Raw genomic sequence first — 25631 nt, forward strand, 5'->3', positions numbered from 1 at the left:
TGGATGCGACCAACCAAAGGAGCTCTTGAAACTGCTGTTAAATCAATGGGCGCTGGCGACGGTCTCTGCTTGCCAGCCGCCGCCCAGGGCTTTGTAAATGGCCACTACACCGCGATACAACTCAACCTCGGCCTGGGCCTGGCTGTCTTCGGCCGCCAGACGCTCGCGCTGGGCATCGAGCAACACCAGAAAGTCCACCGTCCCTTCGCGATAACGTATTGCCGCCAGGTCGGCCGCCGCGCGGCTGGACTCGCTTTGGCGAATCAGCGAAACCAGGCGCTGCTGACGTTTGCCATAGTCGCTGAAGGCATTCTCTGACTCTTCCAGCGCCAGCAGCACTTGCTGCTCGTAACTGGCCAGTGCGCCATCGGCCTCAGCGTCGGCCCCGCGCAGACGTGCCCGCACGCTGCCCAGATCAAACGCCGGCCAGGTGATGCGCGGGCCCAGTGCCCAGGCATTGGCCGCCGCCGAACCGATCTGCGAACCACGCCCGGCGGTGAAACCGAGGAAACCGCTGAGGCTGACCCGAGGGAACAAATCAGCCTTGGCCACGCCGATCCGGGCAGTGGCCGCCGCCAGCTTGCGCTCGGCACTCATGATGTCGGGCCGACGCTGCAGCAGGTCGCCGGGGTTGCCGATATTCAGCGCCTTGGCAATGGCCGGCAGCTGCTTGGGCCCCAGGTCCACACTCAGTTGCTCAGGCCGTTGGCCCAGCAAGGTGGCGATACGGTTGCGCTCGCGCACCTGCTCGGCCTGCAGTTGCGGCACGCTGGCCTCAACTGCGGCCAGACGCGCATCAGCCCGCATCACGTCCAGTTCATCACCGACCCCGGCATCACGCAGGCTTTGGGTGATGGCTTTGGAGTCTTGCTGGTTTTTCAGGTTGTCCAGGGCGATCCGCTCACGCAGTTGCGCGCCGCGCAGTTCACCGTAGGCATCCACCAGCTCGGCAATCATGGTCACTTGCAGTTGATACAAGTCCGCCGCTGCGGCCTGTTCGTCGGCGTCACTGGCTTCCAGTTCGCGCTGGATACGGCCAAACAGGTCGATCTCCCAGGCCATGTCCAGCCCCAGGTCATACCGCTCACTGTTGACCCGTTTTTCGGTCTGGCCAGGTATCTGGCCTTTGCCCACATCGCTGCTGGCGCGGCTGGTAATGGTCGGCATGGCGTCATTGCTGACGTCATCGCGAATGGCCCGGGCCGCGCGCAGGCGAGCAAAAGCCACGCGCAGCTCGCGGTTACCGTTGAGCGACTGCGTCACCAACTGGTTGAGGGTCGGATCGTCGAATTGCTGCCACCAGATGCCTTCATAATGGGCCCGGTCAAACCCCTTGAGGTTGTCGGCACTGATCTGTGCCGGCTCAGTGACCGGGGTTTTGTAGTCCGGGCCTACGGCGCAGGCACTCAAGGCCAGCACCAGCAGACTTGGCATAAAGACTTTCAGGCTCATTGTTGCGACTCCAGCTTGAGGTGCCTGGCCGCCTTGCGCGCTTCACTGCGCTCCACATAGCGGCGGATCAATACATAAAACACCGGCGTCAGCAGCAGGCCGAAGAAGGTCACACCCAACATCCCGGAGAACACCGCGACACCCATGGCGTGGCGCATTTCAGCACCGGCACCGCTGGAGAACACCAGTGGCACCACACCCATGATGAAGGCGAAGGAGGTCATCAGGATCGGCCGCAACCGCAGACGGCAGGCTTCCAGTACCGCATCCAGCGGGCTCATGCCTTCTTCCTGCTTGTCCTTGGCAAACTCGACAATCAGAATCGCGTTCTTGCACGCCAGACCCACCAGTACGATCAATCCGATCTGGGTGAAGATGTTGTTGTCACCCCCCGAAGCAATCACCCCGGTAATGGCCGACAACAGGGTCATGGGCACGATCAGGATCACCGCCAGCGGCAGGCTCCAGCTTTCGTACTGGGCCGCGAGTACCAGGAACGCCAGCAATACGCAGAGCGGGAACACGAACAGCGCTGTGTTACCGGACAGAATCTGCTGGTAGGTCAGGTCGGTCCATTCGTAGGTCATGCCGTTGGGCAGTTCTTCCTTGAGCAGTTTCTCGATGGCTTTTTCGGCCTGGCCGGAGCTGTAGCCGGGTGCCGCGGCACCGTTGATTTCAGCGGTGATAAAGCCGTTGTAGTGCATCACCCGATCCGGGCCCGAGGTGTCGCTGACCTTGATAAAGGTGGCCAGCGGGATCATCTCGCCCTTGTTGTTACGCACTTTCAACTGACCGATCTGATCCGGCTCCAGGCGGAACTGCTGCTCGGCCTGAACGTTGACCTGATAAGTACGACCGAAACGGTTGAAGTCGTTGGCATACAGCGAGCCCAGGTAGATCTGCAGGGTATCGAAGATGTCGCTGACGGCCACGCCGTGGGTCTTGGCTTTTTCCCGGTCGATGGCGGCATCGACCTGTGGCACGTTCACCGTGTAGCTGGTGAACAGCCCGGCCAGTTCCGGCACGTTGTGGCTTTTGTTGATGATGTTCATGGTTTCTTTGTACAGCTCGTCATAGCCCAGGTTGCCCCGGTCTTCGATTTGCAGACGGAAACCACCGATGGTGCCCAGGCCCTGTACCGGCGGCGGCGGGAAGATCGCCATATAGGCTTCTTCAATGCCGCTGAACTTGCCGTTCAGTGCACCGGCAATGGCACCGGCAGACATGCTCGGGTCTTTGCGTTCGTTGAACGGTTTAAGGGTTACGAAGACGATGCCGGCGTTGGGGCTGTTGGTGAAACCGTTGATCGACAGCCCCGGGAACGCCACTGCACTTTCTACCCCGGGCTGTTTCAGGGCCAGGTCGGACATGCGTTTGATCACGTCTTCGGTGCGGTCCAGGCTCGCCGCATCCGGCAGTTGGGCGAAGGCCACCAGGTATTGCTTGTCCTGGCCGGGGACGAACCCGGTCGGGGTGTTGGAGAAACCGAAGAAGGTCAGCACCATCAGCCCGGCGTACAGGATCAGGGCAATGCCACTGCTGCGGATCACCCGTGCCACGGTACCGACATAGGTATGGCTGGCACGGTCAAAGAAGCGGTTGAACGGGCGGAACAGCCAGCCGCCGAACAGCGTGTCGAGCACTCTGGAGAAGCGGTCTTTCGGCGCGTCGTGGCTCTTGAGCAATACCGCGGCAAGGGCTGGCGACAGGGTCAACGAGTTGAAGGCCGAGATCACCGTCGAAATCGCGATGGTCAGGGCGAACTGCTTGTAGAACTGCCCGGTCAGTCCGGAGATAAAGGCGGCCGGGATAAACACCGCACACAGCACCAGCGCAGTGGCGATGATGGGCCCGGTCACTTCACGCATGGCGCGCTTGGTGGCTTCCACCGGGGTCAGCCCCAGGCCGATATTTCGCTCGACGTTCTCCACCACCACAATCGCATCGTCGACCACGATCCCGATCGCCAGCACCAGTCCGAACAGCGACAGGGCGTTGAGTGAGAAGCCGAACATGTGCATCACGGCAAAGGTACCGATCAGCGATACCGGCACCGCCACCAGCGGAATGATCGACGCCCGCCAGGTCTGCAGGAACAGGATCACCACCAGCACCACCAGAATCAGCGCTTCGAACAGGGTGTGAACCACCGCCTCGATGGAGCCGCGAACAAAGATCGTCGGGTCATAAACGATGCTGAAGTCCATGCCTTGCGGGAAGTTCTTCTTCAGCTCGGCCATCTTGGCCCGAACTTCATTGGAAATATCGATGGCGTTGGAACCCGGACGCTGGAAAATCGGGATCGCCACCGCCGGTTGATTGTTCAGCAGGGAGCGCAGGGCGTATTGGCTGGAGCCCAGTTCAACCCGGGCAATGTCCTTGAGACGAGTGATTTCACCGTCATCGCCAGCGCGAATGATGATGTTCTCGAACTCTTCTTCGGACACCAGACGGCCCTGGGTATTGACCGACAGCTGGAAGCTGGTGGCATTCGGGGCAGGGGGTGCACCCAGGGCGCCGGCAGCCACCTGACGGTTTTGCTCGCGGATCGCGTTGACCACATCGGTGGCCGTCAGATTGCGCGAAGCGGTCTTGTTCGGATCGAGCCACACCCGCAACGAGTAATCGCCCATGCCGAACAACTGCACGTCGCCAACCCCGCCGAGGCGGGCCAGTTCATCCTTGATGTTGAGGATGGCGTAGTTGGACAGGTACAGCATGTCGTAGCGCTGGTCCGGCGAGGTCAAGTGCACAACCATGGTCAGGTCGGGCGAAGCCTTGTCCACCGTGATCCCGATGCGTGTCACTTCTTCGGGAAGCTTGGGCTCGGTACGGGTCACACGGTTCTGCACCTGCACCTGAGCGTTGTCCAGGTCGGTACCCAGGGCAAAGGTGATGGTCAGGGTGATCTTGCCGTCAGCGGTGGACTGAGACGACATGTAGAGCATGTTCTCGACACCGGTAATCGCCTGTTCCAGCGGCGCGGCGACGGTTTCACCTATCACTTTGGGGTTGGCCCCGGGGAAGTTGGCCCGTACCACAACGGTCGGCGGCACCACTTCGGGGTATTCACTGATGGGCAACTGGAACAGCGAAATGCTGCCCGCAATCAGGATCAGCAAGGAAAGCACGGCGGCGAAAATCGGCCGCTGAATGAAGAACTGGGAAAAATTCATCGGAGTTATCGTCCCTTAACCGCGAGGAGTCGCGACGCTGGCCAGCTTCGGCGCGCCATTGGCGGGCTTGGCTGGGGACAGGTTGCTGGCTTCCAGGGCTTGTCGTTGTTGTGCCAGTGCGGCGAGGGTCTGTTCGCTGGCCATCGGAATCACTTCAGGGGTGACCGGTGAACCCGGGCGCACCCGTTGCAGGCCCTTGACGATGATGGTGTCGCCCTTGTTCAGGCCGCTGCGAACAATGCGCAGGCCTTCGATTTTCGGTCCCAGGTCAACGGAGCGGTAGGTAGTGTTATTGGCGCCGTCCATGACCAGCACGAATTTCTTGCCCAGGTCGGTACCGACGGCTTCGTCATTGATCAACACCGCTTCGTAGGTGCCGCTGCCCACCAGTTTGAGGCGCGCATACAGGCCCGGGGTGAAGCTGCCGTCGGCGTTATCGAACACGGCACGGCCGCGGATGGTGCCGGTCTTCGGGTTGACCTGGTTGTCGACGAAGTTCATCTGGCCCAGGTGCGGGTTGCCGTCTTCGTTGGACAGGCCCAGGTAAACCGGGGTGCTCTGACCGCGCTGGCCCTGGCGGGCAAGTTGCGCGTATTTGAGGAATACCCGTTCGTCAGCGTCGAAGTAGGCATACACCTTGTCGGTGGAGACCACACTGGTCAGCGGCGTGACATCAGCGGTGACGATGTTGCCCGCAGTGATTTCGGCACGGCTGACCCGGCCACTGATTGGCGAAGTCACACGGGTGAAGCTGAGGTTGAGTTTGGCCAGGTCCAGTTGTGCCTGAATGGCCGAGACCCCGGCGCGGGCGGCCTGGGAGGCGGTGGTGCGCGAGTCGGCCAGTTCTGCGGAAATCGCATTGCTCTGGCGCAGGCGTTCGCCGCGCTGGGCTTCGTTGTCGGTACGGGTGGCGTTGGCGCGGGCCTGTTGCACCTCGGCTTCAAGACGACGCACTTCGGCCTGGAACGGACGCGGATCGATCTGGAACAACAGGTCGCCCTTTTTCACCAGGGCGCCCTCAGTGAAGGCGACCTGATCAATCTGGCCCGACACCCGTGGACGAATTTCAACGGTCTGCGGAGCTTCAAGGCGCCCGGTGAACTCGTCCCATTCATTGACCGGCTGTTCCAGCACTTTGGCCACACTGACTTTGGCAGCGGGAGCAGGAGCAGTCGCTTGTGGAGTTTTGCCGCATGCGCTCATCACCACGATGGCCAGGGCCGCGAGTGGGAAGCGCAAATGTTTAAGTGACTGTTCCATGGGGGGAGTCCGCCAATCTATTGAGATGGGCGGATAATGCTGGCGCGAGGGCCGGGGAACGAATCGAACCCAGCGAAGATCAATATCATTCAGAATGATACAAAGCCCGGCCAAGCCCTCTAGCTTGCGCCTTTTGTTAGGGAGCTATCAATTAAATTCTTCGTCATGGGCCTGAACCATCTGTAGGAGCGAGCTCTCAAAAATGCCAGCGAAGAGCTCGCGAGCAGGCTCGCTCCTACAGGTGCGGTCAATGCTTCAGAAGTTGATCGAAGCACTCAGGCGGGCGGTCAGCGGCGCGCCCTGGAATACATAGTTGTCGCCCATGTACTCACCCACATCGCGCCAGTAGCGCTTGTCGAACAGGTTGTCGACGGTGAGCCGGAACACGGTGTCATAACCCTCGATACGGGTGCTGTAGCGGCTGCCGATATTGAAGATGGCGTAACTGCCAGCCTGCACACCGCCCTGTTGGCTGGCGTATTTTTTGCCGCTGTATTGCATCCCGCCGAGCAGGGCCAGGCCATCGACCCAGGGCAGGGCGTAATCACCATAAAGACTGGCGCGCAGGGTCGGCACGTTGATGGTTTGATGGCCTTCATACTCGGGCGTACCGCTGCCTGTCACCCGGGCGCGGATCGCCGTCACACTGGCCGATACCTGCAAGCGCTCACTGGCCCAACCGTTGGCCGCCAGCTCCAGGCCGGTATTTTTCTGTTCGCCCTGCTGCACATAGGTGAATGCACCCGCAGTGGCGTCGGGGCGGGCATATTGGTAGTCCTGACGGATCTGGAACAGCGTCGCGCTCAGGCTGATACGCCGCCAGTCGTACTTGACCCCTGCTTCAATTTGCCGTGACAGGGTGGGGGCGAGGGTTTCAAAAGCATTGCTGGCAAACCAGGGTGCCGTGCCACCCAGGGCCAGGCCCTTGCTGTAACGGGTATACAACGACAGGTTCGGCACGGGTTTGTAGATCAGTGCGGCCTGGGGCAGGAATTCATAGCGCCGGGTATGGCGGCTGGTGTCGCCCTGGTCGTCGAAGGTGCGTTCGTCCAGCAGCACTTCACGGCCACCGAGCACGGTCTGCCATTGTTGGTTAAAACTGATCCGGTCGTTGAAGAACAGCCCGTACTGGCGGCTGTCCAGACGTCGATAGCTGTCCTCGACCGGCCCGTCATAGCGCGCAAAGTTCTCGGGTTCACTGTCGATATTGCCGCTGCCGATCATCTCGTTGATCAGCTCGCGCTGATCCACCACACGGCGGAACGCGCTGCTGCCCACTGTCAGTTCATGGCCGATGCCGCCGGTATCAAACACACCGCTGAGTGCTGCCTGCACTTCATCATTGCGCCGGGTGTCGTCGGGGCTGCGGAAGTCATAGATATCGTAATTGCCTTCGGGGCTGAAGTAGTTGGGTACTGCGCTGCCGGCACAACTGGCGGCGCCATAACAACCCCAGGCAAATGAACTGTAATCATCGATCACCACTTTGCTGCGTGAGGCGCTCAGGCTGCCTTTCCAGTTATCGGTGAAGCGGTACTCAAAGTTGCCGTTGATGTTCAGCGAATCAATGGTTACAGGTTTGGAGCCGCTCTGGTGAGCCAGCAGCTTTTTCGGTGAAGCGTGGTGCGGCAGTTCGGTGCCGCCGAGCAATTGATAGCCCGGCACCGAACGCTGCTCCTTGTTTTGGTACTCCACATCCAGTTGCAGCAGGGCGTCGGGGCTGATGTTCCAGTCGAAAGCCACAGCGGCGAAATCACGCTGGCCATTGGCATGTTCGACGTAGGAGTGGATGTCCTCATGGGCGAGATTGGCACGCAGTCCGAACTGCTGCTCGCTGCCGAACCAGCCCCCCACATCGGTGGCCAGATAACCACTGCCGCGATCATCGGTGGAGACCGTGACGGAGCGTACATCCGCGGCACGCTTGGTCACGTAATTGACTACGCCACCTGGCTCGGACACGCCGCTTTGCAGGCCGGACAGACCCTTGAGCAATTCCACCTGCTGCTTGTTTTCCAGGCCGACGTTTTGCTCGCCGGTGATGGTGCGGCCATTGATCTTGTAGCTGCTGGCCGAATTCAACGAGAAGCCGCGGACCACGAAATTCTGGTAATAACCAATGGGCGCATAGCTTTCACCCACCGAAGCGTCGTTGCTCAATACATCGCTGAGCAGGCGGGCTTGTTGATCCTTGATCAGCGCGTCGGTAAAGACTGAAATCGCCGCCGGGGTATCCAGCAGGGGTGCCGCTTCGAAACCGCCGACCCAGGCGCTGTCGGCCTGATAGCCGGCGTTGTCTTCAGCGGTCACGGCGGTCGCCGGCAACTCGGTATTGGCGCCGTGGGCCACCGGCACTGCGCTGGACAGTAACAGGCCAAGGGTCAGCAGGTTGAGCGTGAACCGCGGGGCGGACTCTCCCTGGTTGAAAGTCCGGTGAAGCCTGTTCATGCAAAACTCCTGAATGATGGGCGGCCTTGGGTGCAGGGCCTGTTCACAGGCGCGCCATCATACAGACGCTACTTAACCTTGGGTTAATGGTGCAATGTGACGCTCCGGTCTTTTTGAGGAATTGCGCATGCCATTTTTTCTACGCTCATGCCTGGTACTGGCCTGCAGCTTGCCCTTGCAGGCGCTGGCGGCGCCTTCCGCTTCCGCCCCGGTCTATGGCGAGCAACTGCAAGGCTTCGAGTACCCGTACCCGCTGCATCACTTCAACTTTGATTCCCAGGGCCAGACCCTGCAGATGGGCTACATGGACGTTGCCCCCACGGGGCCTGCCAATGGCCATACGGCGGTGCTGCTGCACGGCAAGAACTTCTGCGCAGCCACCTGGGGCGACAGCATCAAGGCCCTGAGCGCGGCGGGTTACCGGGTCGTGGCGCCGGACCAGATCGGTTTTTGCACCTCGAGCAAACCGGCCAGTTATCAATACAGCTTTCAGCAATTGTCGGCTAATACCCATGCCTTGCTCGACAGCCTCGGGGTGGACAAGGCCAGCATCATCGGCCACTCCACCGGCGGCATGCTGGGTACCCGCTATGCACTGCAGTACGCCCCGCAAACCGAGCAGCTGGTGCTGGTCAATCCAATCGGTCTGGAGGACTGGAAAGCCCTCGGCGTGCCATGGCGCAGTGTTGACCAGTGGTACGCACGGGAACTGAAACTCAGTGCCGAAGGTATTCGCCAGTACGAGCAAAGTACCTATTACGCCGGGCACTGGAAGCCCGAGTACGATCGTTGGGTGGACATGCTGGCGGGTCTGAACAAGGGGCCGGGGCACAAACGGGTGGCGTGGAACTCGGCGTTGATCTACGACATGATTTTCACCCAGCCGGTGTTTTACGAACTGCCGGAACTCAAGGTGCCAACCCTGTTATTGATCGGCGATGCTGACACCACCGCCATCGGCAGTGATATTGCTTCAGCGCAAGTGAAGGCCAGAATCGGTGACTACAAAGTGCTGGGCAAACAGGCAGCCAAACTGATTCCCGGGGCCAGGCTGATTGAATTCCCGGGCATGGGCCACGCCCCGCAAATGGAAGACCCGGCGGCCTTCAACAAGGTGCTGGTGGAGCAGTTGAACCTCCAGGGTTGACCCCAAACCCGGCGCTGTGCCAAAGGCTCGCAGCCTTCGTGCCTGGTTAGCGACTGCCCATGATCAAACGAGGACCAAATCAGGATCAAGCGAGTGATCAATCCAGGATCACTCCTTGATTTAGAGCCTCCAAGTGCGTTATAGCTAAAAGGGTATCCAATCGTATTACAGGAAATTACAGCTCCCTATGGATGGAATCACACGTATCAATCGCCAGTCCGGCTCACATTACGCATCCCTGATTGCGCAGTGTGGGCCTCACGTCAAAGGCTGCATTCTTGCAGCGACAGGGTTTGTCTCCCGCCTCTATGCACTCTTGATTCCACCCCGTTGTTTGCCCGCCAGCTGTGCTGACTGGCGCCACTGCTACGTCCCCCCTCCAGATTTTTTCTGATCGCCAGCCGACCCGGCGTGTTTGCATCCGTTTTTAACGGGATGCGCTGTTGCCCGGCATTTTTATCTGATCCCCTCACTTTCTGACCCGACATCCCTGGCACCAGCCAGCTGCAGGTCACGACAGCGTTTGGTTACCCATGACCAGGCGCCGCGCTACAAGGACTCACGAGCCATGATTTATTTCCAGGGTAAAAGAATTTTCAGTGCCATCTTCGATATGGACGGCACCATGTTTGACACCGAACGCCTGCGCTTCAAGACCCTCAAACAGGCCGCGCTCGAGATTTACGGCACGCCATTGAGCGAAGAAACCCTGATCGGTTCTCTGGGCCTGAGTGCCCGCAAGGCCGAAGCGCTGGCCAAGGCCAATCATGGTGAAGATTTCCCTTACGCTGCGGTCCGCCAGCGCGCCGATGAACTTGAACTGGCCCATGTGCGTAACCATGGCGTGCCGATCAAGGACGGTTTGCTCGAAGTGCTCGAGCGCTTGCGCAAGTATGGCCTGACCATGGCCGTGGCCACCTCGAGCCGCCGCGCCATCGCCGAGGAATACCTGATCAATGCCAACGTACTGAAGTACTTCGACGTCACCGTTTGCGGCGATGAAGTGGAGCAGGGCAAGCCCCACCCCGAGATTTTCCTCAAGGCCGCCAGTGCGCTCAATTGCCTGCCGGGCCACTGCCTGATGCTCGAAGACTCCGAGAACGGCCTGTTGTCGGCGATTCGTGCCGAAGGGCAGCCGATCCTGATCGAAGACATCAAGCCTCCGGCAGCCGAAGTGAAGGCCGGTGCGCTGAAGGCGTACCAGAACATGCACGGGTTTCTGGGCGACCTCAACCAATGCATGCCGGATCTGGGCACCCCCGAACTGAACGAGAGTTTCCCCCAGGCCCTCAATCAATTCAGTGTCGGCATCCACGGTTTCGGGGCCATGGGCGGTGGCTACCTGACGCAGATTTTCTCCCACTGGGATGGCTACACCCGGCCTTGCGAGATTATCGCGGCCACCCGTTCGCGGATGCTGCGCGACACCATCCAGGCCTTTGGCCGCTTCAGCGTGCGCTATGGTGCGACCTCGTTCGACCAGACCATTGAAAACCTCAGAATGATCGACATGGATGACGCCCAAGAGGTGATCCGCATGTACGACGAAGCTGAAATAGTCGGGCTGAGCCTGCCGGAAACCGCGATCCGCAAACAGGCGGACGTCATTGCCAGGGGTTTGATCCGGCGCTTTGAGCGACGCGGGCGTGAGTTGACGATTCTGATTGTGTTGAACAAGGTCGGCGGCGCGGACTTTGTCCGCCGCCATGTGCGAGCCCAGCTCGAACTGCTGGTTGCACCGCACCTGTGCCAGAAAATTCTGGATAACACCCACTTTGCAGAAACCGTGGTCAGTCGCATTGTCTCCAAGCTGTCCAACGAGTCGCTGGTGCGCCAGTTGCGTATCAAGTCGAAAATCTTCCAGAACAGCCTGACTGACGACACCGTCGTACCCACGGCAAGCCCGAAAACCCCGGTGCCGGAATACGAACGCCTGATCAGCCGCTTTCGGCCATTTGCCCAGTCCAGCAATGCACTGAGCCAGTTGCATTTGATCCTGTTCAACAGCGAGTCGGACATGCCGTTGTATGCCGAACGCTGCAGTAACCTGCTGGAGCGTCTGCGCCAGGTCAGGACAGTTGACGACATCACCCAGACCCAGGTGATGAAAAACCTGTTGTGGAACGGCCCCCACGCCATCATTGCCTGGTACGCCAGCCGCCTGGGCTATTCGTGGTTGGGGCAGGCCATGGGCGACCCGCGGGTCAGTGCTCTGGCCGAGCGCTTGATTCGTCAGGAAGTGGGCCCGGCCCTGGTGGCCGAATACCCGCACATGGCGCAAGCTGTCGAGAGTTTCTCGAACACATTTCTCGCGCGCTGTAACACCTCGTTCAAGGACCCCTGTACCCGCGTCGGCCGTGATCCGCTGCGTAAACTGCAGCGCAACGAGCGGATTTTCCGCAGCATCGATCTGGCCAAGAAACATGGCATCGACTGCAGCGCCCTGGAGTTTGGCAGCGCCCTGGCGCTTCATTACGCGCTGCGTTCCACAGACAGCAAGGATCAGGAAAGCCAGTTGATGCGCACCCTGTATCAAGACAGCGGCAGTGTCGAGACGGTGCTGACCTACAGTGCAAATTACAACGGCCGACCGTATCCGGGGCTGGATCCGGTCAAGGACGGCGAACTGATCGAGGCCATCTCCGGGCATTTCCGGAGCCTGGCGGCCATGGAACCGGACTGTGCTGAATTCGTCATGGCCCAGGCCTAAAGCAATCAAGCGCGCAACGCCTTGAATGGGCCAGTCTGGTGGGTCTGTTCAAGGAGATGATCATGATCCGACTGTCCCTGGTCCAAGCCAAAGAGCTGGCCGAATCCATCCTGTTGCATAACGGTTTCAATCCGGCCCATGCCCGCGCAGTGAGTGACACGGTACTTGCCGGGGAGCGCGATGGTTGCGCTTCCCACGGCCTGTATCGGGTGCTGGGCTGTGTCAATTCACTGCGTGCGGGCAAGGTCTCGGCCGATGCCGAACCCCGGGTGATCGACCAGGCACCTTCCATTGTTCGGGTGGATGCAGCGGGAGGTTTTTCCCAGCTGGCGTTTCAGGCGGGTTTGCCGTTACTGCAAGAGAAGACCCGGGCCAACGGGATTGCCGCACTGGCGATCAATCGTTGTGTGCATTTTTCCGCATTGTGGGTGGAGATCGAACAATTGACCGCTGCCGGTCTGGTGGCGCTGGCCTGTAACCCGAGCCATGCCTGGGTTGCGCCGGCGGGCGGGAGCCAGCCGGTATTCGGCACCAACCCGATTGCCTTCGGCTGGCCACGTGCGGGCAAGGATCCGTTTGTATTCGACTTCGCCACCAGCGCCATCGCCCGTGGCGATATCGAGTTGCACCGACGGGCAGGCAAGGCAATTCCCGAGGGCTGGGGGGTTGATGCCCATGGCCAGTCCAGCACTGATGCCAATGTGGTACTGGACTCGGGAGCGATGCTCACGTTTGGCGGGCACAAGGGCTCGGCGCTGGCGGCGATGGTGGAACTGATTGCCGGGCCCTTGATCGGTGACCTGACCAGTGCCGAGTCACTGGCTTGGGACGCGGGGAGCAAGTCGTCGCCGTACCATGGTGAATTGATCATCGCATTGGATCCGCAGCGTTTTCTGGGGGCCGCCACCGAGCAGCATCTGGCCCGGGCCGAGGTGTTGTTCGAAAGTATCGAAGGGCAGGGAGCACGATTGCCGTCGCAGCGCCGTTATGAAGCCCGGGCGCGCAGCCTGGTGGAAGGGGTACAGATTCCCGAAGCCCTGTACCACGACCTGCTGGCGCTGAAATCCTGAGCCATCACTCCAAACGAGCTCGTCTTCTGCAGGAGCGAGCCTGTCTGCAGGAGCGAGCTTGCCTGTAGGAGCGAGCCTGTCTGTAGGAGCGAGCTTGCCTCGCGAGCTTTTTGTCATTGCGATGAAAAGCTCGCGAGACAAGCTCGCTCCTACAGTTCAACGGTTCAACGGTTCAACGGTTCAACGGTTTCAACGCTGTACTTCAGGCCAGTGAGTCTCCACGACGGGCTGTGGTCTGTGCATTGCCATCCAGCGCGGATATGCGTGCAGCCGATTCCGCATCTACCTGATGCAGCGACTTGCCCAATCAACCCAAACGAGCTCGTCTTCTGCAGGAGCGAGCTTGTCTGTAGGAGCGAGCTTGCCTCGCGAGCTTTTTGTCATTTCGATGAAAAGCTCGCGAGACAAGCTCGCTCCTACAGTTCAAGGTTTCAAATGTTTCAGGATTTCAAAGGTTTCACCGCCGTACTTCAGGCCAGTGAGTCTCCACGACGGGCTGTGGTCTGTGCATTGCCATCCAGCGCGGATATGCGCGCCGCCGATTCCGCATCCACTTGATGCAACGACTTGCCCCGGGTTTCACGGGTCAGGCCCACAGCCACAATCGAGATCAGCGCCGCTCCCACCAGATACCAGGCGATCGGCGTCGAGCTGTGGTACTTGTTGAGCAGGGTAATCGCGATCAGCGGTGCCAGTGAACCGGCGAAAATCGGCGCCACCTGATAGCACAGCGAAAGCGCGGTGTAGCGCACATGGGTCGGGAACATCTCGGCCATCAACGCCGAATAGGGGGCATAGGTCATCGACTCTATCGCCAGGCCCAATGTGATGGCCGCCATGATCAGCCAGTTATTGCCGGTGTCCATCATCGGAAATCCGACAAAGCCCCAGAACCCGGTGAGCACCGCCCCGACCAGATACACCGGTTTACGTCCCACCAGGTCAGACAGGTAACCCATCAGCGGGATCATGAAAAAGTGCAGCAGGTGCGCGCCGAACATCAAAAACAGAATCTCGGAGGTGTCCTTGTGCACCACCAGCTTGAGGTAGGTGATCGAGAAGGTCACGACGGTGTAGTACAGAATGTTTTCTGCAAACCGCGCACCGATACCCACCAGCACGGAGCGCCAGTGGTGACGCAGCACTTCAATCACCCCGAGTTCCTGCTGTTTGTTTTGGGCCTGACGGGCCTGGGCTTCCTTGAAGATGGGCGCATCGTCGACGCTGGTACGAATCCAGTAGCCGATCAGCACCACCACCGCCGAGAACCAGAAGGCTACACGCCAGCCCCAGGAGAGGAATTGCTCCTCCGAAAGCGTGGTCGACAACAGCAGCAACGCCACGGTAGCCACCAGGTTGCCGGCGGGAACTCCGGCTTGCGGCCAACTGGCCCAAAAGCCCCGGCGGTTATCCGGGCAGTGCTCTGAAACCAGCAGAATGGCGCCGCCCCATTCCCCGCCAAAGGCGAAGCCCTGGATCAGCCGCAGCAACACCAGCAGCACCGGTGCGGCGTAGCCAATGGTATCGAAGCCGGGCAGGCAGCCCATCAGGAAGGTGGTGATGCCGACCACCACCAGGCTCAGTTGCAACAGGCGTTTGCGGCCGAACTTGTCACCATAGTGACCGAATACCAGGCCGCCGATCGGCCGGGCGAGAAAGCCCACTGCATACAGGGCAAAGGCCGCGATGATGCCGTCGATCGGGCTGTCGGTCTGGCGGAAAAACAACTGGCCGAAGACCAGTGCCGAGGCGGTGCCATACAGAAAAAATTCATACCATTCGGCGACGGTACCGGCCATGGCTGCGGCCACGACACGTTTGAGTCCCGCAGGGCTGGTGGTTGCGTGAGAGGATTGAGTGGACATGCTGGCACTTCCTGTAGGTGCGCTAAAACGGGCAGCCGGGCGGGCAGTCAGAGCCCCCCGGCAATCACTTAAAGACCGACGTCCGGCAGATGCGGACGGTTGGCCAGGGCCTTGGCCATGATCTGTTCCACATACTCGCGATCAGCCTGTGGCAGGGCCAGACGCGGCGGGCGGGTCAGCGCACTGCCGCGCCCGGCAATCGCTTCGCACAGCTTGATGCACTGCACCAGATCGGCACGGGCATCCAGGTGCAGAATCGGCATCAGCCACTCATAGATCGGCATGGCTTCGGCAAAGCGTCCGGCCTTGGCCAGGCGGAAAATCGTCTCGCCTTCCTTGGGGAACACGTTGGACATCCCCGAGACCCAGCCTTCAGCCCCCACGGCCAGGCTTTCCAGTACCACGTCATCAAGACCGGCGAACAACACAAAGCGGTCGCCCACCTGATTGCGGATGTCGATAAAACGACGGGTGTCGCCGGACGAGTCCTTGAAGCACACCACGTTGTCGCAGTCGGACAGGGAGATAAGAATTTCCGGGGTCACGTCGTTTTTGTAGATGGGCGGGTTGTTGTACACCATCAGCGGAATGTCGGCGTTTTTGGCCACGTAGCGATAATGCTCGGCGGTTTCGAACGGCTTGGAACCGTAGACCAGGGCCGGCATCAACATCACACCGTCAACGCCGACCTTGCGCACCGCGTTGGCCACTTTGGCGGCTTGCACGCTTGTGAACTCGGCAACGCCACAGATAACCGGCACCCGACCGCCGGAGGCGGCCACTGCAACCTCGGTCACGGCGATTTTTTCTTCGGCGCTCAGCGAGGTGTTTTCCCCCACCGAGCCGCACACCACCAGACCAGATACGCCGTCACGGATGACGTTGGAAATCACCTGGTGGGTCTTGTCCAGGTTGATTGTGAAGTCATCGTTGAATTGAGTGGTTACCGCTGGAAAGACACCACTCCAGTTTATGGGTTTGCTCATTGTCTGTTGCCTCTGCTGTGGTAATTGTATTTCGTATACGATTTTAAACGTCGGTACTTTTTGCTCTCTGCAGGCGCTCGCTCGGGAGCTGTGCTGTGAAAAGCTTGCGCCTACAGAAGGGTTACCGGGGGAGGGTCAGGCGTCTGGCCAGGTATCGGACAGACGATAGCCCTGTGGCCAAGGGTCGCTCGGGTCCAGCAGATGCTGGTGGGTGCCGGTAATCCAGGCCCGCCCGGAAATGCACGGATAGATCGCTGCACGCCCGGCGACTTCGGTCATGGAGTCGATACGGCAATGAAATTCGGAACCTATGAGCGAGCGCCCGATAAAACGCTCCCCGACCTGCAACAGCCCTTTGGCCTGCAATACCGCCATGCGTGCAGAGCACCCGGTGCCGCAGGGCGAACGGTCGATCTTGCCGGGACGGATGACCACGGCGTTGGCGCCAGTGGCGATGCCTTGCTCGTACACCACAGGTGCGGCGATCTGGCAAAAAGAAATATGCGACCAGTCAGGGTTCAGCGGGTGCACGAAGCCCAATTGCTCATTGGCCGCATGGGTGATTTTCAGCCCCACCGCCACCAGCTCCGCCGCTTCATCCGGGGTGATGGAGAAGCCCAGCTCCCGGGCATCGGCGATGACAAAACTGTCGCCACCATAGGCGGTGTCGACCTTGATCGAGCCCAGCCCCGGAACTTCGATCCAGGCATCCAGCCGGTCGGCGAAGGAGGGCACGTTTTTGATTTCGACCCGCTCAACCTTGCCGTCGCGGCAATCGGCCACGGCTTCGATCAGCCCGCCCGGGGCTTCGAGTATCAGCCTGGTCTGGGGTTCGGTCATGGGCAAAATGCCGCTGTCGAGCAACACCGTGGACACGCAGATCGAGTTGGAGCCCGACATCGGCGGGGTGTCGGCAGGCTCCATGATAATCCAGGCCATTTGCGCCCGCGGGTCCTTGGCCGGAACCAGCAGATTGACGTGGCGGAACACCCCGCCGCGGGGCTCATTGAGGACAAAATTGCGCAGTGTCTGATCCTGGGCGATCCAGCGTGACTGTTCCCACACCGTGGCACCGGGTGGCGGCGCGACGCCGCCGACAATCACGTCCCCGACCTCGCCCTCGGCGTGACAGCTGACCACATGAATGACTTTGGATGAGCGCATGGTTTTCTCCTATTTCACAGATTTGAGGAATGCTGCAGTTTCAGGATGCAGGGGGTTGCCGATGACTTGATCGGGGGAGCCGATCTCGTGCACCAGGCCATTGCGAAAGAACGCCACCCGGTCGGAGACATCACGGGCAAAGCGGATTTCGTGAGTCACCAGGACCATGGTCATGCCGTCTTCGGCCAGCATGCGCATGGTGTCCAGCACCTCGCCCACCAGTTGCGGATCGAGGGCCGAGGTCGCTTCGTCGAACAACATATAGTCCGGAGACATGGCCAGGGCGCGGGCGATGGCCATGCGCTGCTGCTGGCCGCCGGACAGTTTGCCGGGGAAGGTCTTGAGCTTGTCGCCAAGGCCGACATGGGTCAGTTGTTGCACCGCCAGGGCTTCGGCTTCAGCCTTGCTTTTACCCAGTACCTTGCGCGGGGCCAGCATCACATTCTCCAGCACGGTCAGATGCGGGAAGGCGTTCCATTGCTGGAACACGATGCCGATTTTTTGCCGCAGCCGGTTGAGGTCGGTGGCCTTGTCGTGCACCTCGATCCCGTCTACGCGAATATGGCCTTTCTGGATCGGCTCCAGGCCGTTGATGCACATCAACAGGGTCGACTTGCCGGAGCCGGAGCCGCCGATTATCGAAACCACTTCGCCCTTGTTGACCGTCAGGCTGACGCCCTTGACCACTTCCAGATCGCCGAAGGATTTGTAGACGTTGTCGATCTCAATCATTTTCTTGCCACCTTCTTTCCACACGAGCGCCAAGGCGGGCGACCACCAGGCTCATGACGTAATAGATAAGCCCCGCGATGCACAACACCAGCATCGGTTCCTGGATACGGGTAACGATGGTTTGCGAGGCGCGCAGCAGTTCAACGATGCCGATCCACATCACCAGCGCGGTGTCTTTCATCACGCTGAGTACCAGATTGAGCCAGCCGGGAAACGCTACCCGCATGGCGATCGGCAGCACGATGTAGCGCAGGTCCTGCAGGTAACTCAGCCCCAGCGAGCGGCTGGCCCGGCGCGTGGTGAAGGGCACCGCCAGGACGCCGCTGCGCACGATCTCGGTGAAGTACGCAGCGGCGTATACCCCCAGCACAATGCAGCCGACGCTGAAGGCACTGATGTTCAGGCCGATGATGCTCTTGAGCGAGTTGAACAATACGAACTGGATCAGCAATGGCACGCTGCGAAACACGTCCAGGACCCAGGCCAGCGGCAGGCTGGCCCTTGGCAACAGGGCCCGCAACAGGCCGAAGAGCAGCCCGGCGAGGGTGCCCAGCAGGATCGCCCAGGCGGTCAGTTGCAAGGTGACCCAGGCGCCCTCCAGCAAAAATAAAAAGTCATTCCAGGTAAAACTGGTGGAAAACATGCTCACGTCCTCAGTAACGGAACAGACGCCAGGCCATCAGCCGGGCTACCGCAACGATCGCCTTGGCAATCAGGTAATACAGCACCGCAGCAATGGCGAAGTATTCGAAGGTGCGAAAGGTTTTGACGTTGTAGTCCTGGGTGACGCCGGTGAGGTCGTTGTTCAATCCGACGATGACCCCCAGCGAGGTCATCAGCACCGCCCACACCATCTGGTTGGTCAGCGGGTAGAACACGATGCGCAACAGCTGCGGGACCACGATCATGCGGTAGGTCTGGAAGGCACTCATGCCCAGCGAGCGCGCAGCCCGCACCTGGGTTTCGGGCACGGCCTTGAGACCGCCGCGAAAGTTTTCGGCCAGGTAACCGGCATTGTTGAAAGTGATCCCGGCCAGCAGCGCGATCCATGAGCTGACATGCAGGCCGAGGGAGCCGAGCCCGAAGTACAGGACATAGATCTGGAACAGCGACGGAGTGTTGCGGGCGATGGAGACCCAGCCGTTGCCGATGCCGCGCAACAGCGGGTTTTTGGTTTCGCGCATGACCGTCAGCGCGAGGGCGATCAACACCCCGAAGATCATCGACAGTGCTGCGGTCTCAAAGGTCACCAGGGCCCCGGCCAGCATGTCCGGCAAGGCGCGCAGGGCTGAGCGCCATTGAAAGGTGTAATCAAACATGGGCGGGTATCTCCTGTGAGGCCGCCGCTGGCAGCCATTGCGGCAGACCGCCGTCGGCCCTGGCGCTGCAGGCGGCATTCACGCATTCGGCGAGGCTGGCGAAGTGCACCTTGCGCCCCACCAGTCCCGGTGCGTAGTGGGCGTACTTGGCTGAATTGGTCATCAGGGTGGTGGCCGCGCAGGGAATCACCGGTTCACCCAGCATGCACCAGCAGGTATCGCTGATCAGGGTCGCGCCGAAGCCTTCGATCACCGCGATATGCCCGGCTGCGCGGGCCTGCTCCAGCACCGCGCGGCCACAGGTGATGACCACGGCTACCTCGGGGTGTTTGTGCCGCCCCTGGCACAGGCCGGCCAGACGCGCGAACTCGCTGAGGGAGAAGTGCGGATTGCCCAGGGACACCACGTCCACCCCGGGGTCACTGGCACTGTTGAGTTCGTGCCAGCTGTGCAACAGGTCCGCCAGGCTGATGGTGACCACCGGCACCGGGCCATCCAGTACCTGTGCCGGGTCGAGGGCCTCGGGTGTGACCCCGGCGATATGAAACAGCGGGGCGGCGCTGGTGGTGGCAAAGGCCGCACCGAACGCCTTGAGATCGTCCAGATCCGGCTGCCTGTCTTCCAGCCCGAGGATCAAGGGAATACGGCTGCCGGCCAGGGCGCCGATGTGGTAGCCCAGCAGCGGGTAGAAGGCATCGTCCAGCTCGCCCAGGGCGGGCAGCTCGACTTGCAGCCGGGCTTTGCGCTGATCCTCCAGGTGGCAGCCAATCAAGGGCGCGCGGCCGGTGAGGGCGATGCAAATGTCCAGATAATCGGGGTATTTAAGGGTGCGCGCGCCTAGCACGCTGTTGGCGTAGACCACTGCGTTGGATTCGGCCCAGACGATCTGTTCGCCGACCTTGGGTGCGCTGTCCAGCAGATAGGGGGCGCAGGTAAAACTCAATTGTGCGCCCATGGCCATATAGGCATCGCCCAGGGCACTGGCGGGCACACCCAGAGCCGGGTCGACCCCCAGTTCGCGCCAGCGGCGCTGGTCGACAGAGATTGAGTTGAGGGTAGTGGGCACCCGTACTTTGGCGCCCCATTCCACCAGTTGTCGGGCAAAGCGCAGACTGGCAGGCCCGGTATAAATGCAGCCGTCGATATGCGCCTGGCTAATGTCCAGCAGCTGTTCAGCGCCCTGTAGCTGTGCCATGCGCAGCACAATCTGCATGGCCACCTGAGCGGCCTTGCCATGCTCACCGTCGAGCAGGGCGCGGTCGAGTCGGGTCAGCTCGATCGAGCAGACCGGCTCCTGGTGTTGTGCCTCGTTGAGCGCTGGCGACCAGCCATCGTCCGGCGGAGCATCGAACAGGCTGACCCGGTCTCCCTCGACCCGGGCAAATGCCCCTGCGCGCAAGCGGGCGAAGGCCTCGTTGCCGATGCACAGCACCGGCAGGGAGCGTTCGAACAGGGTCTGCGCCACCAGCACGCCAAGGGTCAGAATCTCATCGGCCTCGGCCAGCACCAGAGCCGCGGGGGCGTGGCCATTGCTGATCAGCTCCATCAGCACACTGCTGCCGGTACAGGAGCCGCGACCACTGGGAATCGCCAGTATCTGCCCGCCCAGGTGCTCGCCGCTGAGGGGGTGGTGACGGTCAATCACCTCCCCGGTGAACGGCTCGACCCCGCCCCAGAAGCTCAGCCCCACATCAGCGAACAACAATGGGCCCTGGGCCGCGCCGCTGATCAGACTGCGGCCGTTGAGAGAAGTGATCCTCGACATGCTGGCCGACCTCAGTAGTACACGTCAGGTACGGTCAGGTTCGCCGGCGGGATCTCGGTGCCGACCCATTTCACCCACAGCTCCTTGTAACGCCCGGTGCGCACTTGCTGGTTGACGAACAGGTTGAGGTAGTTGAGCAGGCCGTACTCGTTGCGCTTGGCCCCCAGGGACACGTAATCGACCACGTAGGGCGCGTTACCCGCGACTTTCAGATTTTTGTATTTGCCTGACTTGAGGGTGGCGGCGGCCACAGTGTTAGTGACCACAGTGGCTTCGATATGGCCCTGGGCAACGGCCAGCAGGGTGTCGTTCTGCGACTGGTAGGCCCGGAACGAGCCGCTGCCCCAGCTTTTCACGTCTTTTTCCAGGGCAATGGCTTCATAGGTGCCACTGGTATTGCCCAGGGCCTTGCCCTTGAGGTCGGCAAAACTGTTGATCCCGGTGTCGTCGCGGGTCAGCACCACCATCTGGAAGGCAAAGTAAGGAATGCTCAGGCCGACGGTTTTAGCCCGCTCCAGGGTGTCGGAGGTGGAGGCCACGATGATGTCGGCGCGCCCGGAGACCAGCGCCGGAATCCGGTCCGGAAACGGGGTTTCGACAATTTCGGCATCCACGCCCAGCACTTTCGCCAGATCGTTGCAGTAGTCCACGTCAAAGCCCACCGGCTTGTTGGCTTCATCCCGGGAGCCCATGGGCGGGAAGTCCAGGGTTACGGCGCAGCGCAGTTTGCCCGAGCCAATAATGTCGTCGAGTTTGTCAGCCTGGGCGGTGGCGATGAAGGAACTACTGATAACAGCGCTGAGAGCTACGGCAAATACGGGGTTTTTCATGGACGCCTCGCAAGTGTAGGAATGCTGTTGAATAATGGATTATGGATTTCGTATACGATATTTATTTAGCAATTCGTGTGCCGATTTTTCCTGGGTGCCACAATTAAGTGCCGCGTCCGGTTTTGATGGTGTGCGTGATTGCACTGGGCAGTGGTGCAGGGCGTGTGGGGTGGGAGGGGTGTTACAGAAGGGAGCAACAGTGGGGGGATTGCCCCATAAAGGAACACCTGCCGCCTGATGGCACGGGCTTTTGCCTTGTATCCGGCAAAAGCCCGTGGATGTCAGTCATACCAAGCGCTGCAAACCATCTGTGGGAGCCTGGTTAGCCGGCAAGGTTTCGCTCGGGCTTTTTCTGTGGGAGCTGGCTAGCCAGCGATTGCTTGTGTCTGACCTGTTCAATGTGCACTGCACATGGGGTTATTCCAGTCGGATCGAGCGCAGCGCCGCCTCCCATTCCCGCTGTTGTGCCTGGGCATTTCTGACCCGCAGCAGATTCTTGTATTGAATGCTGCTCTGGATGTCAGGAATTGCGGCGTATCCATTATTTGAGATACGACTGATATGAGTGGTTGCGAAAGGTGAAATACCTGCCTGGGGGATTTGCTCCGGCAACACACCATTAGTCCTGCCCAGCCATGTCTCTTGTACGTAGTTGACGTAGGCTCGATTGGCTTCCTGGGGGGCGCTGTGGAGAGTGGGTAGCTGCCCCTGGATTGCGTGCGTATTTCTTTGCACCGATGCACGCATAGTGCTGGATGTCTGTGACAACGAGACCAGGTCCGAGCCAGGCAAGCGGCCGATGATATTTTGCATCACCAGGTCCGGCATTTCGTTCAGACGTACGCCTGTCAACTCCTGGGGCATATCAAAGTGCTGTCGGACATATCGCAAGTCATCCGCAGTTAACGCATGACGAGCCTCTTGACCCAGTCGTGGACTTGCACTGGCTCCTCCTTGAAATGCTCGGTTACCCCCGGGAACGCCCCCTGCATACTGCAATTTATGCTGCCAGCTGCCCACGAACTTGCCGGCACTTTTAACCCCCTTGGCCGCAGCCCCGGCCATCGACGGAGCCGCCGAAGCCAGGCCCGTTGCCATGCCCACCCAGCCCAGAATCCGCCCGGCGTTTTCATTGCCGGTGGCCAGCAAGGCTATCGAGGCCACGTCCGCTGCCAGCGACACCACACTCAGGGTCGCGGTGGTGACCGCCGTTACATAGCTGGCGGTCAGCGCCGCAGTGGGCGCCGCCAACGCACCCAGGGAGGCCACGGTGCCGCCGCCGGCAACAGCCAGTCCAGCCACGAATGGCCCGATGGATCGATGCGGTTGACCGGATCCCCGGCGCAATAGGCATAGCCATTGAGCCCGCCTTCGCCGAAGGGGCTGAGGCTGTCACGGCTGTGGAAACGCATCAGCACCGGGTTATAGATGCGGTAATCGCCCAGGAAGTACCAGCCGCTGTCCTGTTCGCGCAAGGCGCCGGCGTAGCCGAGGCTGCCAATGCCCGGTGCGCTCGCGCCGTAGGCACTGTAGACGGGGGTGTGGATAGCGTCCTGGGCTTCTGTGGTCACTGAACCTTGGGCGTCGGTGCCCAGCAGCATGACTTCGCGCACTGCCGATGCCAGTCGACTTTCTGCCACGGGAACAGCGCCGGCCCGTACCCAGCGGGTTTGAGTGTCTTCACCCAGCTCGCAGCTGAGCTGGCCGCCGGTGTGGTAGCGCCAGCGCGGGCCGCGTAGATCCTCGGTCTTGATGATGTTGCCCGCCGGGCCGTAGTGCCAGCGGCGTTCGCCGGTAGGCAGAGTTACCCCGATCAGTCGGCCCAGGGCGTCGTAGTGCAGTGGATTACCGCGCTCGTCGCGTTTGAGATTGCCCAGCGCGTCGTACTCCAGGGTTACCGGTGCCGGGTAATCGGCGCGGCTGTGGCTGACGCTGAGCAACTGGGTAAGGTCGGCGGGGTTATAGGTAAATGTACTGATATTGCTGGCGCTGGCGTCGGCAAACACCGTTTCCAGACGCAGGACATTGTCGAGGGCGTCGTACTGGAAGTGTTGCTCGCGGTAAGGGTGGCCGTGGGCATCCTTCGGTAAGTCATGACCGCTCAGACGATGGGTAATCATCCGTGCGCGGTTGTCGTAGTCGAAGTTTTCACCGCGCACCAGTGTGCCGTCACGGGTCAGTTCGCGCCGGGTCAGCTTGCCGTCTTTGCGCCATTGCTGGGTTTGCACTTCTACATGCTGTGCATTCGGCGTTCGGGTAGAGGTTTCTCGACGGGCCGGACGGCCCAGGCTGTCGTAGCCCAGGGTTACGCTCATGTCCCGCGAGCCATCGTTTGATTGGGTTCGCTGCTGGTGAATCCGCGAGGCCGCATCGTAGGAGAGGGTGACCGTGACGTCAGGGCCTTGCTGTTGAATCAAGCGACCCAATTCGTCGTACTGGCAGCGCTGTTCGGCGCCGTCGGCATCGGTCAGGCGCGTGACTTTGCCCGCCGGGGTGGTGCTTTGCTGTTGCGAGCGCGGCTGATCGCCATGCCAGGCGTAGTCGGCTTTGCTCAGTTGGCCGGACGGGGACCAGTGATCTTTTTGCAGACCCAGATTGCCTTGGGCTTCCAGCAAACGGCCGCTTAGCGGATCGTATTTATTGAACACACTGATCCCGGGCGCTTGCAGCGACAGCAACGCGCCGGCCAGTTCCGGTTGGCGTTCGGTATGGACTTGAGTGCCGTCAGGCAAGGTTTGGGTATGGGCGTGAATTTCTCCTTCGGCATATTCCCATTCAGAGACACTCTGCCCGACCTTTTCCCACACCAGTCGGCCCAGACCGTCATATTTGCGCTCGCCCAGCAGGACTTCATTAGTGCCCAACGACGGATGAGTGATCGAGACCGTGGCCGGAAATTCACCATCGTGCCCTTCGGCATAGGTGCGCTTGATGACACTGCCGTCGGGCAGGGTGGTGGATACCAGCCGGTCCCGCACATCCCATTTTTGGCGGGGTCTCCGGCCCATGGCATCGAACTGGCTGATGCAGCGGCCAAGGCCGTCATAGGTCCAGCTAAGTTCGTGCTGAAGTACGCCATCGGCGCAATAGACTTGTTCTTTAAGGGGGCGTCCATCGAGGCTATGGGTGGTCACGGTTTTGGCCCCGGCCACGCCCTTGGCGTCGGTCTGCCAGCGGGTTCCGGTCAGGGCTACCGGGTCGGCAAGGGTGTGCTGGGTGATACCGTCTGCGCCGGTTTCAGTCAGCACATTGCCCCAGTCATCAAAGGTGCGTTCAGTGGTCAGGCTCAGGGCAGGAACGTCTTCGTTACCGGGATCGTAAGCCGTTTCACGGAATACTCGACCCAGCAGGTCATATTCGGCGGTCCAGGCGGTATAGGTCTCACCGCTGTCGGTCTGTTTTTCACGGCGGATTTCCCGGGCCATGCCATCGAGCCAGACAGTTTCCTTACGCCCGGAAGCGCCGATTCGGGTCTGGCAGCGCTCGTTCGCTGACAAGGAATAGGCCCAGTTGACCTTGGCCTCGAAGGCTGAATCCGGAGCCGCGACTTCCTGAGTCACACGGCCCAGGGGATCGTGGGCAAAGGCCAGGCGCGTCAGCTCATCGGTCTGCTCGGTGACCATCAGGCCGGAGTACAGATCCTGCGACGATTGCGCAACAGTTGACTGGCCATCGTGACCTGTAATGGTGACCTTTTCCTGCAGGAC

Annotated in this window: 17 protein-coding genes; 3 read left to right on the forward strand and 14 right to left on the reverse strand. The window is 60.7% G+C overall.

All coding sequences use genetic code 11. The features are described 5' to 3' along the window. Window positions 1–42: 42 nt before the first annotated feature. From B195_RS10990 to B195_RS11005, 4 genes are all read right to left on the reverse strand, one after another. The gene (locus B195_RS10990) at window positions 43–1452 is read right to left on the reverse strand and encodes an efflux transporter outer membrane subunit (protein WP_003445179.1); all 1410 of its coding nucleotides are present in this window, start codon (window positions 1450–1452) and stop codon (window positions 43–45) included. Beyond that, window positions 1449–4628, reverse strand: a complete 3180-nt coding sequence (locus B195_RS10995; protein ID WP_003445180.1) for an efflux RND transporter permease subunit — start codon at window positions 4626–4628, stop codon at window positions 1449–1451. The genes B195_RS10990 and B195_RS10995 overlap by 4 nt, the downstream gene beginning before the upstream one ends. Window positions 4629–4643: 15 nt before the next feature. Further along, complete coding sequence (mexE, locus tag B195_RS11000) at window positions 4644–5888, reverse strand: multidrug efflux RND transporter periplasmic adaptor subunit MexE (protein ID WP_003445181.1); 1245 nt, start codon at window positions 5886–5888, stop codon at window positions 4644–4646. 255 nt (window positions 5889–6143) lie between these two features. Then, complete coding sequence (locus tag B195_RS11005) at window positions 6144–8336, reverse strand: TonB-dependent siderophore receptor (protein WP_003445183.1); 2193 nt, start codon at window positions 8334–8336, stop codon at window positions 6144–6146. A 127-nt stretch (window positions 8337–8463) separates the two neighbouring features. Here B195_RS11005 and B195_RS11010 point away from each other — a divergent pair, with 127 nt between their 5' ends. The 3 genes from B195_RS11010 to B195_RS11020 all read left to right on the forward strand — a co-directional run bounded on the left by B195_RS11010 (window position 8464) and on the right by B195_RS11020 (window position 13263). Then, entirely contained in the window at window positions 8464–9483 is a 1020-nt protein-coding gene (locus tag B195_RS11010) for an alpha/beta fold hydrolase (RefSeq protein ID WP_003445185.1), read from the forward strand. Between the two features lie 568 nt (window positions 9484–10051). Next, window positions 10052–12193 carry a bifunctional mannitol-1-phosphate dehydrogenase/phosphatase gene (gene mtlD / locus B195_RS11015; protein WP_003445187.1) on the forward strand — a complete coding sequence of 714 codons (2142 nt, stop codon included), beginning with the start codon at window positions 10052–10054 and terminating at the stop codon, window positions 12191–12193. Window positions 12194–12255: 62 nt separating this feature from the next. Continuing rightward, window positions 12256–13263 carry an Ldh family oxidoreductase gene (locus B195_RS11020; protein WP_003445189.1) on the forward strand — a complete coding sequence of 336 codons (1008 nt, stop codon included), beginning with the start codon at window positions 12256–12258 and terminating at the stop codon, window positions 13261–13263. 470 nt (window positions 13264–13733) lie between these two features. On the opposite strand, the gene abaF is transcribed toward B195_RS11020, so the two are convergent. The 10 genes from abaF to B195_RS11070 all read right to left on the reverse strand — a co-directional run bounded on the left by abaF (window position 13734) and on the right by B195_RS11070 (window position 25547). Continuing rightward, window positions 13734–15128 carry a fosfomycin efflux MFS transporter AbaF gene (gene abaF / locus B195_RS11025; RefSeq protein WP_003445191.1) on the reverse strand — a complete coding sequence of 465 codons (1395 nt, stop codon included), beginning with the start codon at window positions 15126–15128 and terminating at the stop codon, window positions 13734–13736. Window positions 15129–15196: 68 nt separating this feature from the next. Beyond that, window positions 15197–16114, reverse strand: coding sequence for a dihydrodipicolinate synthase family protein (locus B195_RS11030; RefSeq protein ID WP_003445196.1), 918 nt, complete (start codon window positions 16112–16114; stop codon window positions 15197–15199). A 135-nt stretch (window positions 16115–16249) separates the two neighbouring features. Further along, window positions 16250–17278, reverse strand: coding sequence for a proline racemase family protein (locus tag B195_RS11035; protein ID WP_003445199.1), 1029 nt, complete (start codon window positions 17276–17278; stop codon window positions 16250–16252). A 9-nt stretch (window positions 17279–17287) separates the two neighbouring features. Next, complete coding sequence (locus B195_RS11040) at window positions 17288–18010, reverse strand: amino acid ABC transporter ATP-binding protein (protein WP_003445202.1); 723 nt, start codon at window positions 18008–18010, stop codon at window positions 17288–17290. Next, a complete protein-coding gene (locus B195_RS11045; protein WP_003445205.1) occupies window positions 18003–18653 on the reverse strand; it encodes an amino acid ABC transporter permease in 651 nt (216 codons plus the stop codon). The genes B195_RS11040 and B195_RS11045 overlap by 8 nt, the downstream gene beginning before the upstream one ends. A gap of 10 nt (window positions 18654–18663) precedes the next feature. Continuing rightward, window positions 18664–19329: an amino acid ABC transporter permease gene (locus B195_RS11050; protein WP_003445208.1), complete on the reverse strand. Its 666-nt coding sequence runs from the start codon at window positions 19327–19329 to the stop codon at window positions 18664–18666. Next, window positions 19322–21094 (reverse strand): aconitase X, encoded by a 1773-nt coding sequence (locus B195_RS11055; protein ID WP_003445211.1) that lies wholly within the window; start codon window positions 21092–21094, stop codon window positions 19322–19324. The genes B195_RS11050 and B195_RS11055 overlap by 8 nt, the downstream gene beginning before the upstream one ends. Before the next feature lie 11 nt (window positions 21095–21105). Next, entirely contained in the window at window positions 21106–21924 is an 819-nt protein-coding gene (locus tag B195_RS11060; RefSeq protein WP_003445213.1) for a transporter substrate-binding domain-containing protein, read from the reverse strand. A 417-nt stretch (window positions 21925–22341) separates the two neighbouring features. After that, window positions 22342–23226: an F-box protein gene (locus tag B195_RS11065; protein WP_148666173.1), complete on the reverse strand. Its 885-nt coding sequence runs from the start codon at window positions 23224–23226 to the stop codon at window positions 22342–22344. Beyond that, a complete protein-coding gene (locus B195_RS11070) occupies window positions 23151–25547 on the reverse strand; it encodes an RHS repeat-associated core domain-containing protein (RefSeq protein WP_100917166.1) in 2397 nt (798 codons plus the stop codon). The genes B195_RS11065 and B195_RS11070 overlap by 76 nt, the downstream gene beginning before the upstream one ends. Window positions 25548–25631 lie beyond the last annotated feature (84 nt).

The sequence above is a fragment of the Pseudomonas sp. Lz4W genome (assembly GCF_000346225.2).
In the GTDB taxonomy this organism is placed as follows: domain Bacteria; phylum Pseudomonadota; class Gammaproteobacteria; order Pseudomonadales; family Pseudomonadaceae; genus Aquipseudomonas; species Aquipseudomonas paraversuta.

Excerpts from the sequence above, each read along its gene's own strand:
- B195_RS10990 (WP_003445179.1), bottom strand. The coding sequence starts at position 1,452 with ATGAGCCTGAAAGTCTTTATGCCAAGTCTGCTGGTGCTGGCCTTGAGT.
- B195_RS11030 (WP_003445196.1), bottom strand. The coding sequence starts at position 16,114 with ATGAGCAAACCCATAAACTGGAGTGGTGTCTTTCCAGCGGTAACCACT.
- B195_RS11050 (WP_003445208.1), bottom strand. The coding sequence starts at position 19,329 with ATGTTTGATTACACCTTTCAATGGCGCTCAGCCCTGCGCGCCTTGCCG.
- mexE (WP_003445181.1), bottom strand. The coding sequence starts at position 5,888 with ATGGAACAGTCACTTAAACATTTGCGCTTCCCACTCGCGGCCCTGGCC.
- B195_RS10995 (WP_003445180.1), bottom strand. The coding sequence starts at position 4,628 with ATGAATTTTTCCCAGTTCTTCATTCAGCGGCCGATTTTCGCCGCCGTG.
- abaF (WP_003445191.1), bottom strand. The coding sequence starts at position 15,128 with ATGTCCACTCAATCCTCTCACGCAACCACCAGCCCTGCGGGACTCAAA.
- B195_RS11055 (WP_003445211.1), bottom strand. The coding sequence starts at position 21,094 with ATGTCGAGGATCACTTCTCTCAACGGCCGCAGTCTGATCAGCGGCGCG.
- B195_RS11070 (WP_100917166.1), bottom strand. The coding sequence starts at position 25,547 with ATGGTCACCGAGCAGACCGATGAGCTGACGCGCCTGGCCTTTGCCCAC.
- B195_RS11040 (WP_003445202.1), bottom strand. The coding sequence starts at position 18,010 with ATGATTGAGATCGACAACGTCTACAAATCCTTCGGCGATCTGGAAGTG.
- B195_RS11060 (WP_003445213.1), bottom strand. The coding sequence starts at position 21,924 with ATGAAAAACCCCGTATTTGCCGTAGCTCTCAGCGCTGTTATCAGTAGT.
- B195_RS11010 (WP_003445185.1), top strand. The coding sequence starts at position 8,464 with ATGCCATTTTTTCTACGCTCATGCCTGGTACTGGCCTGCAGCTTGCCC.
- mtlD (WP_003445187.1), top strand. The coding sequence starts at position 10,052 with ATGATTTATTTCCAGGGTAAAAGAATTTTCAGTGCCATCTTCGATATG.
- B195_RS11035 (WP_003445199.1), bottom strand. The coding sequence starts at position 17,278 with ATGCGCTCATCCAAAGTCATTCATGTGGTCAGCTGTCACGCCGAGGGC.
- B195_RS11045 (WP_003445205.1), bottom strand. The coding sequence starts at position 18,653 with ATGTTTTCCACCAGTTTTACCTGGAATGACTTTTTATTTTTGCTGGAG.
- B195_RS11005 (WP_003445183.1), bottom strand. The coding sequence starts at position 8,336 with ATGAACAGGCTTCACCGGACTTTCAACCAGGGAGAGTCCGCCCCGCGG.
- B195_RS11020 (WP_003445189.1), top strand. The coding sequence starts at position 12,256 with ATGATCCGACTGTCCCTGGTCCAAGCCAAAGAGCTGGCCGAATCCATC.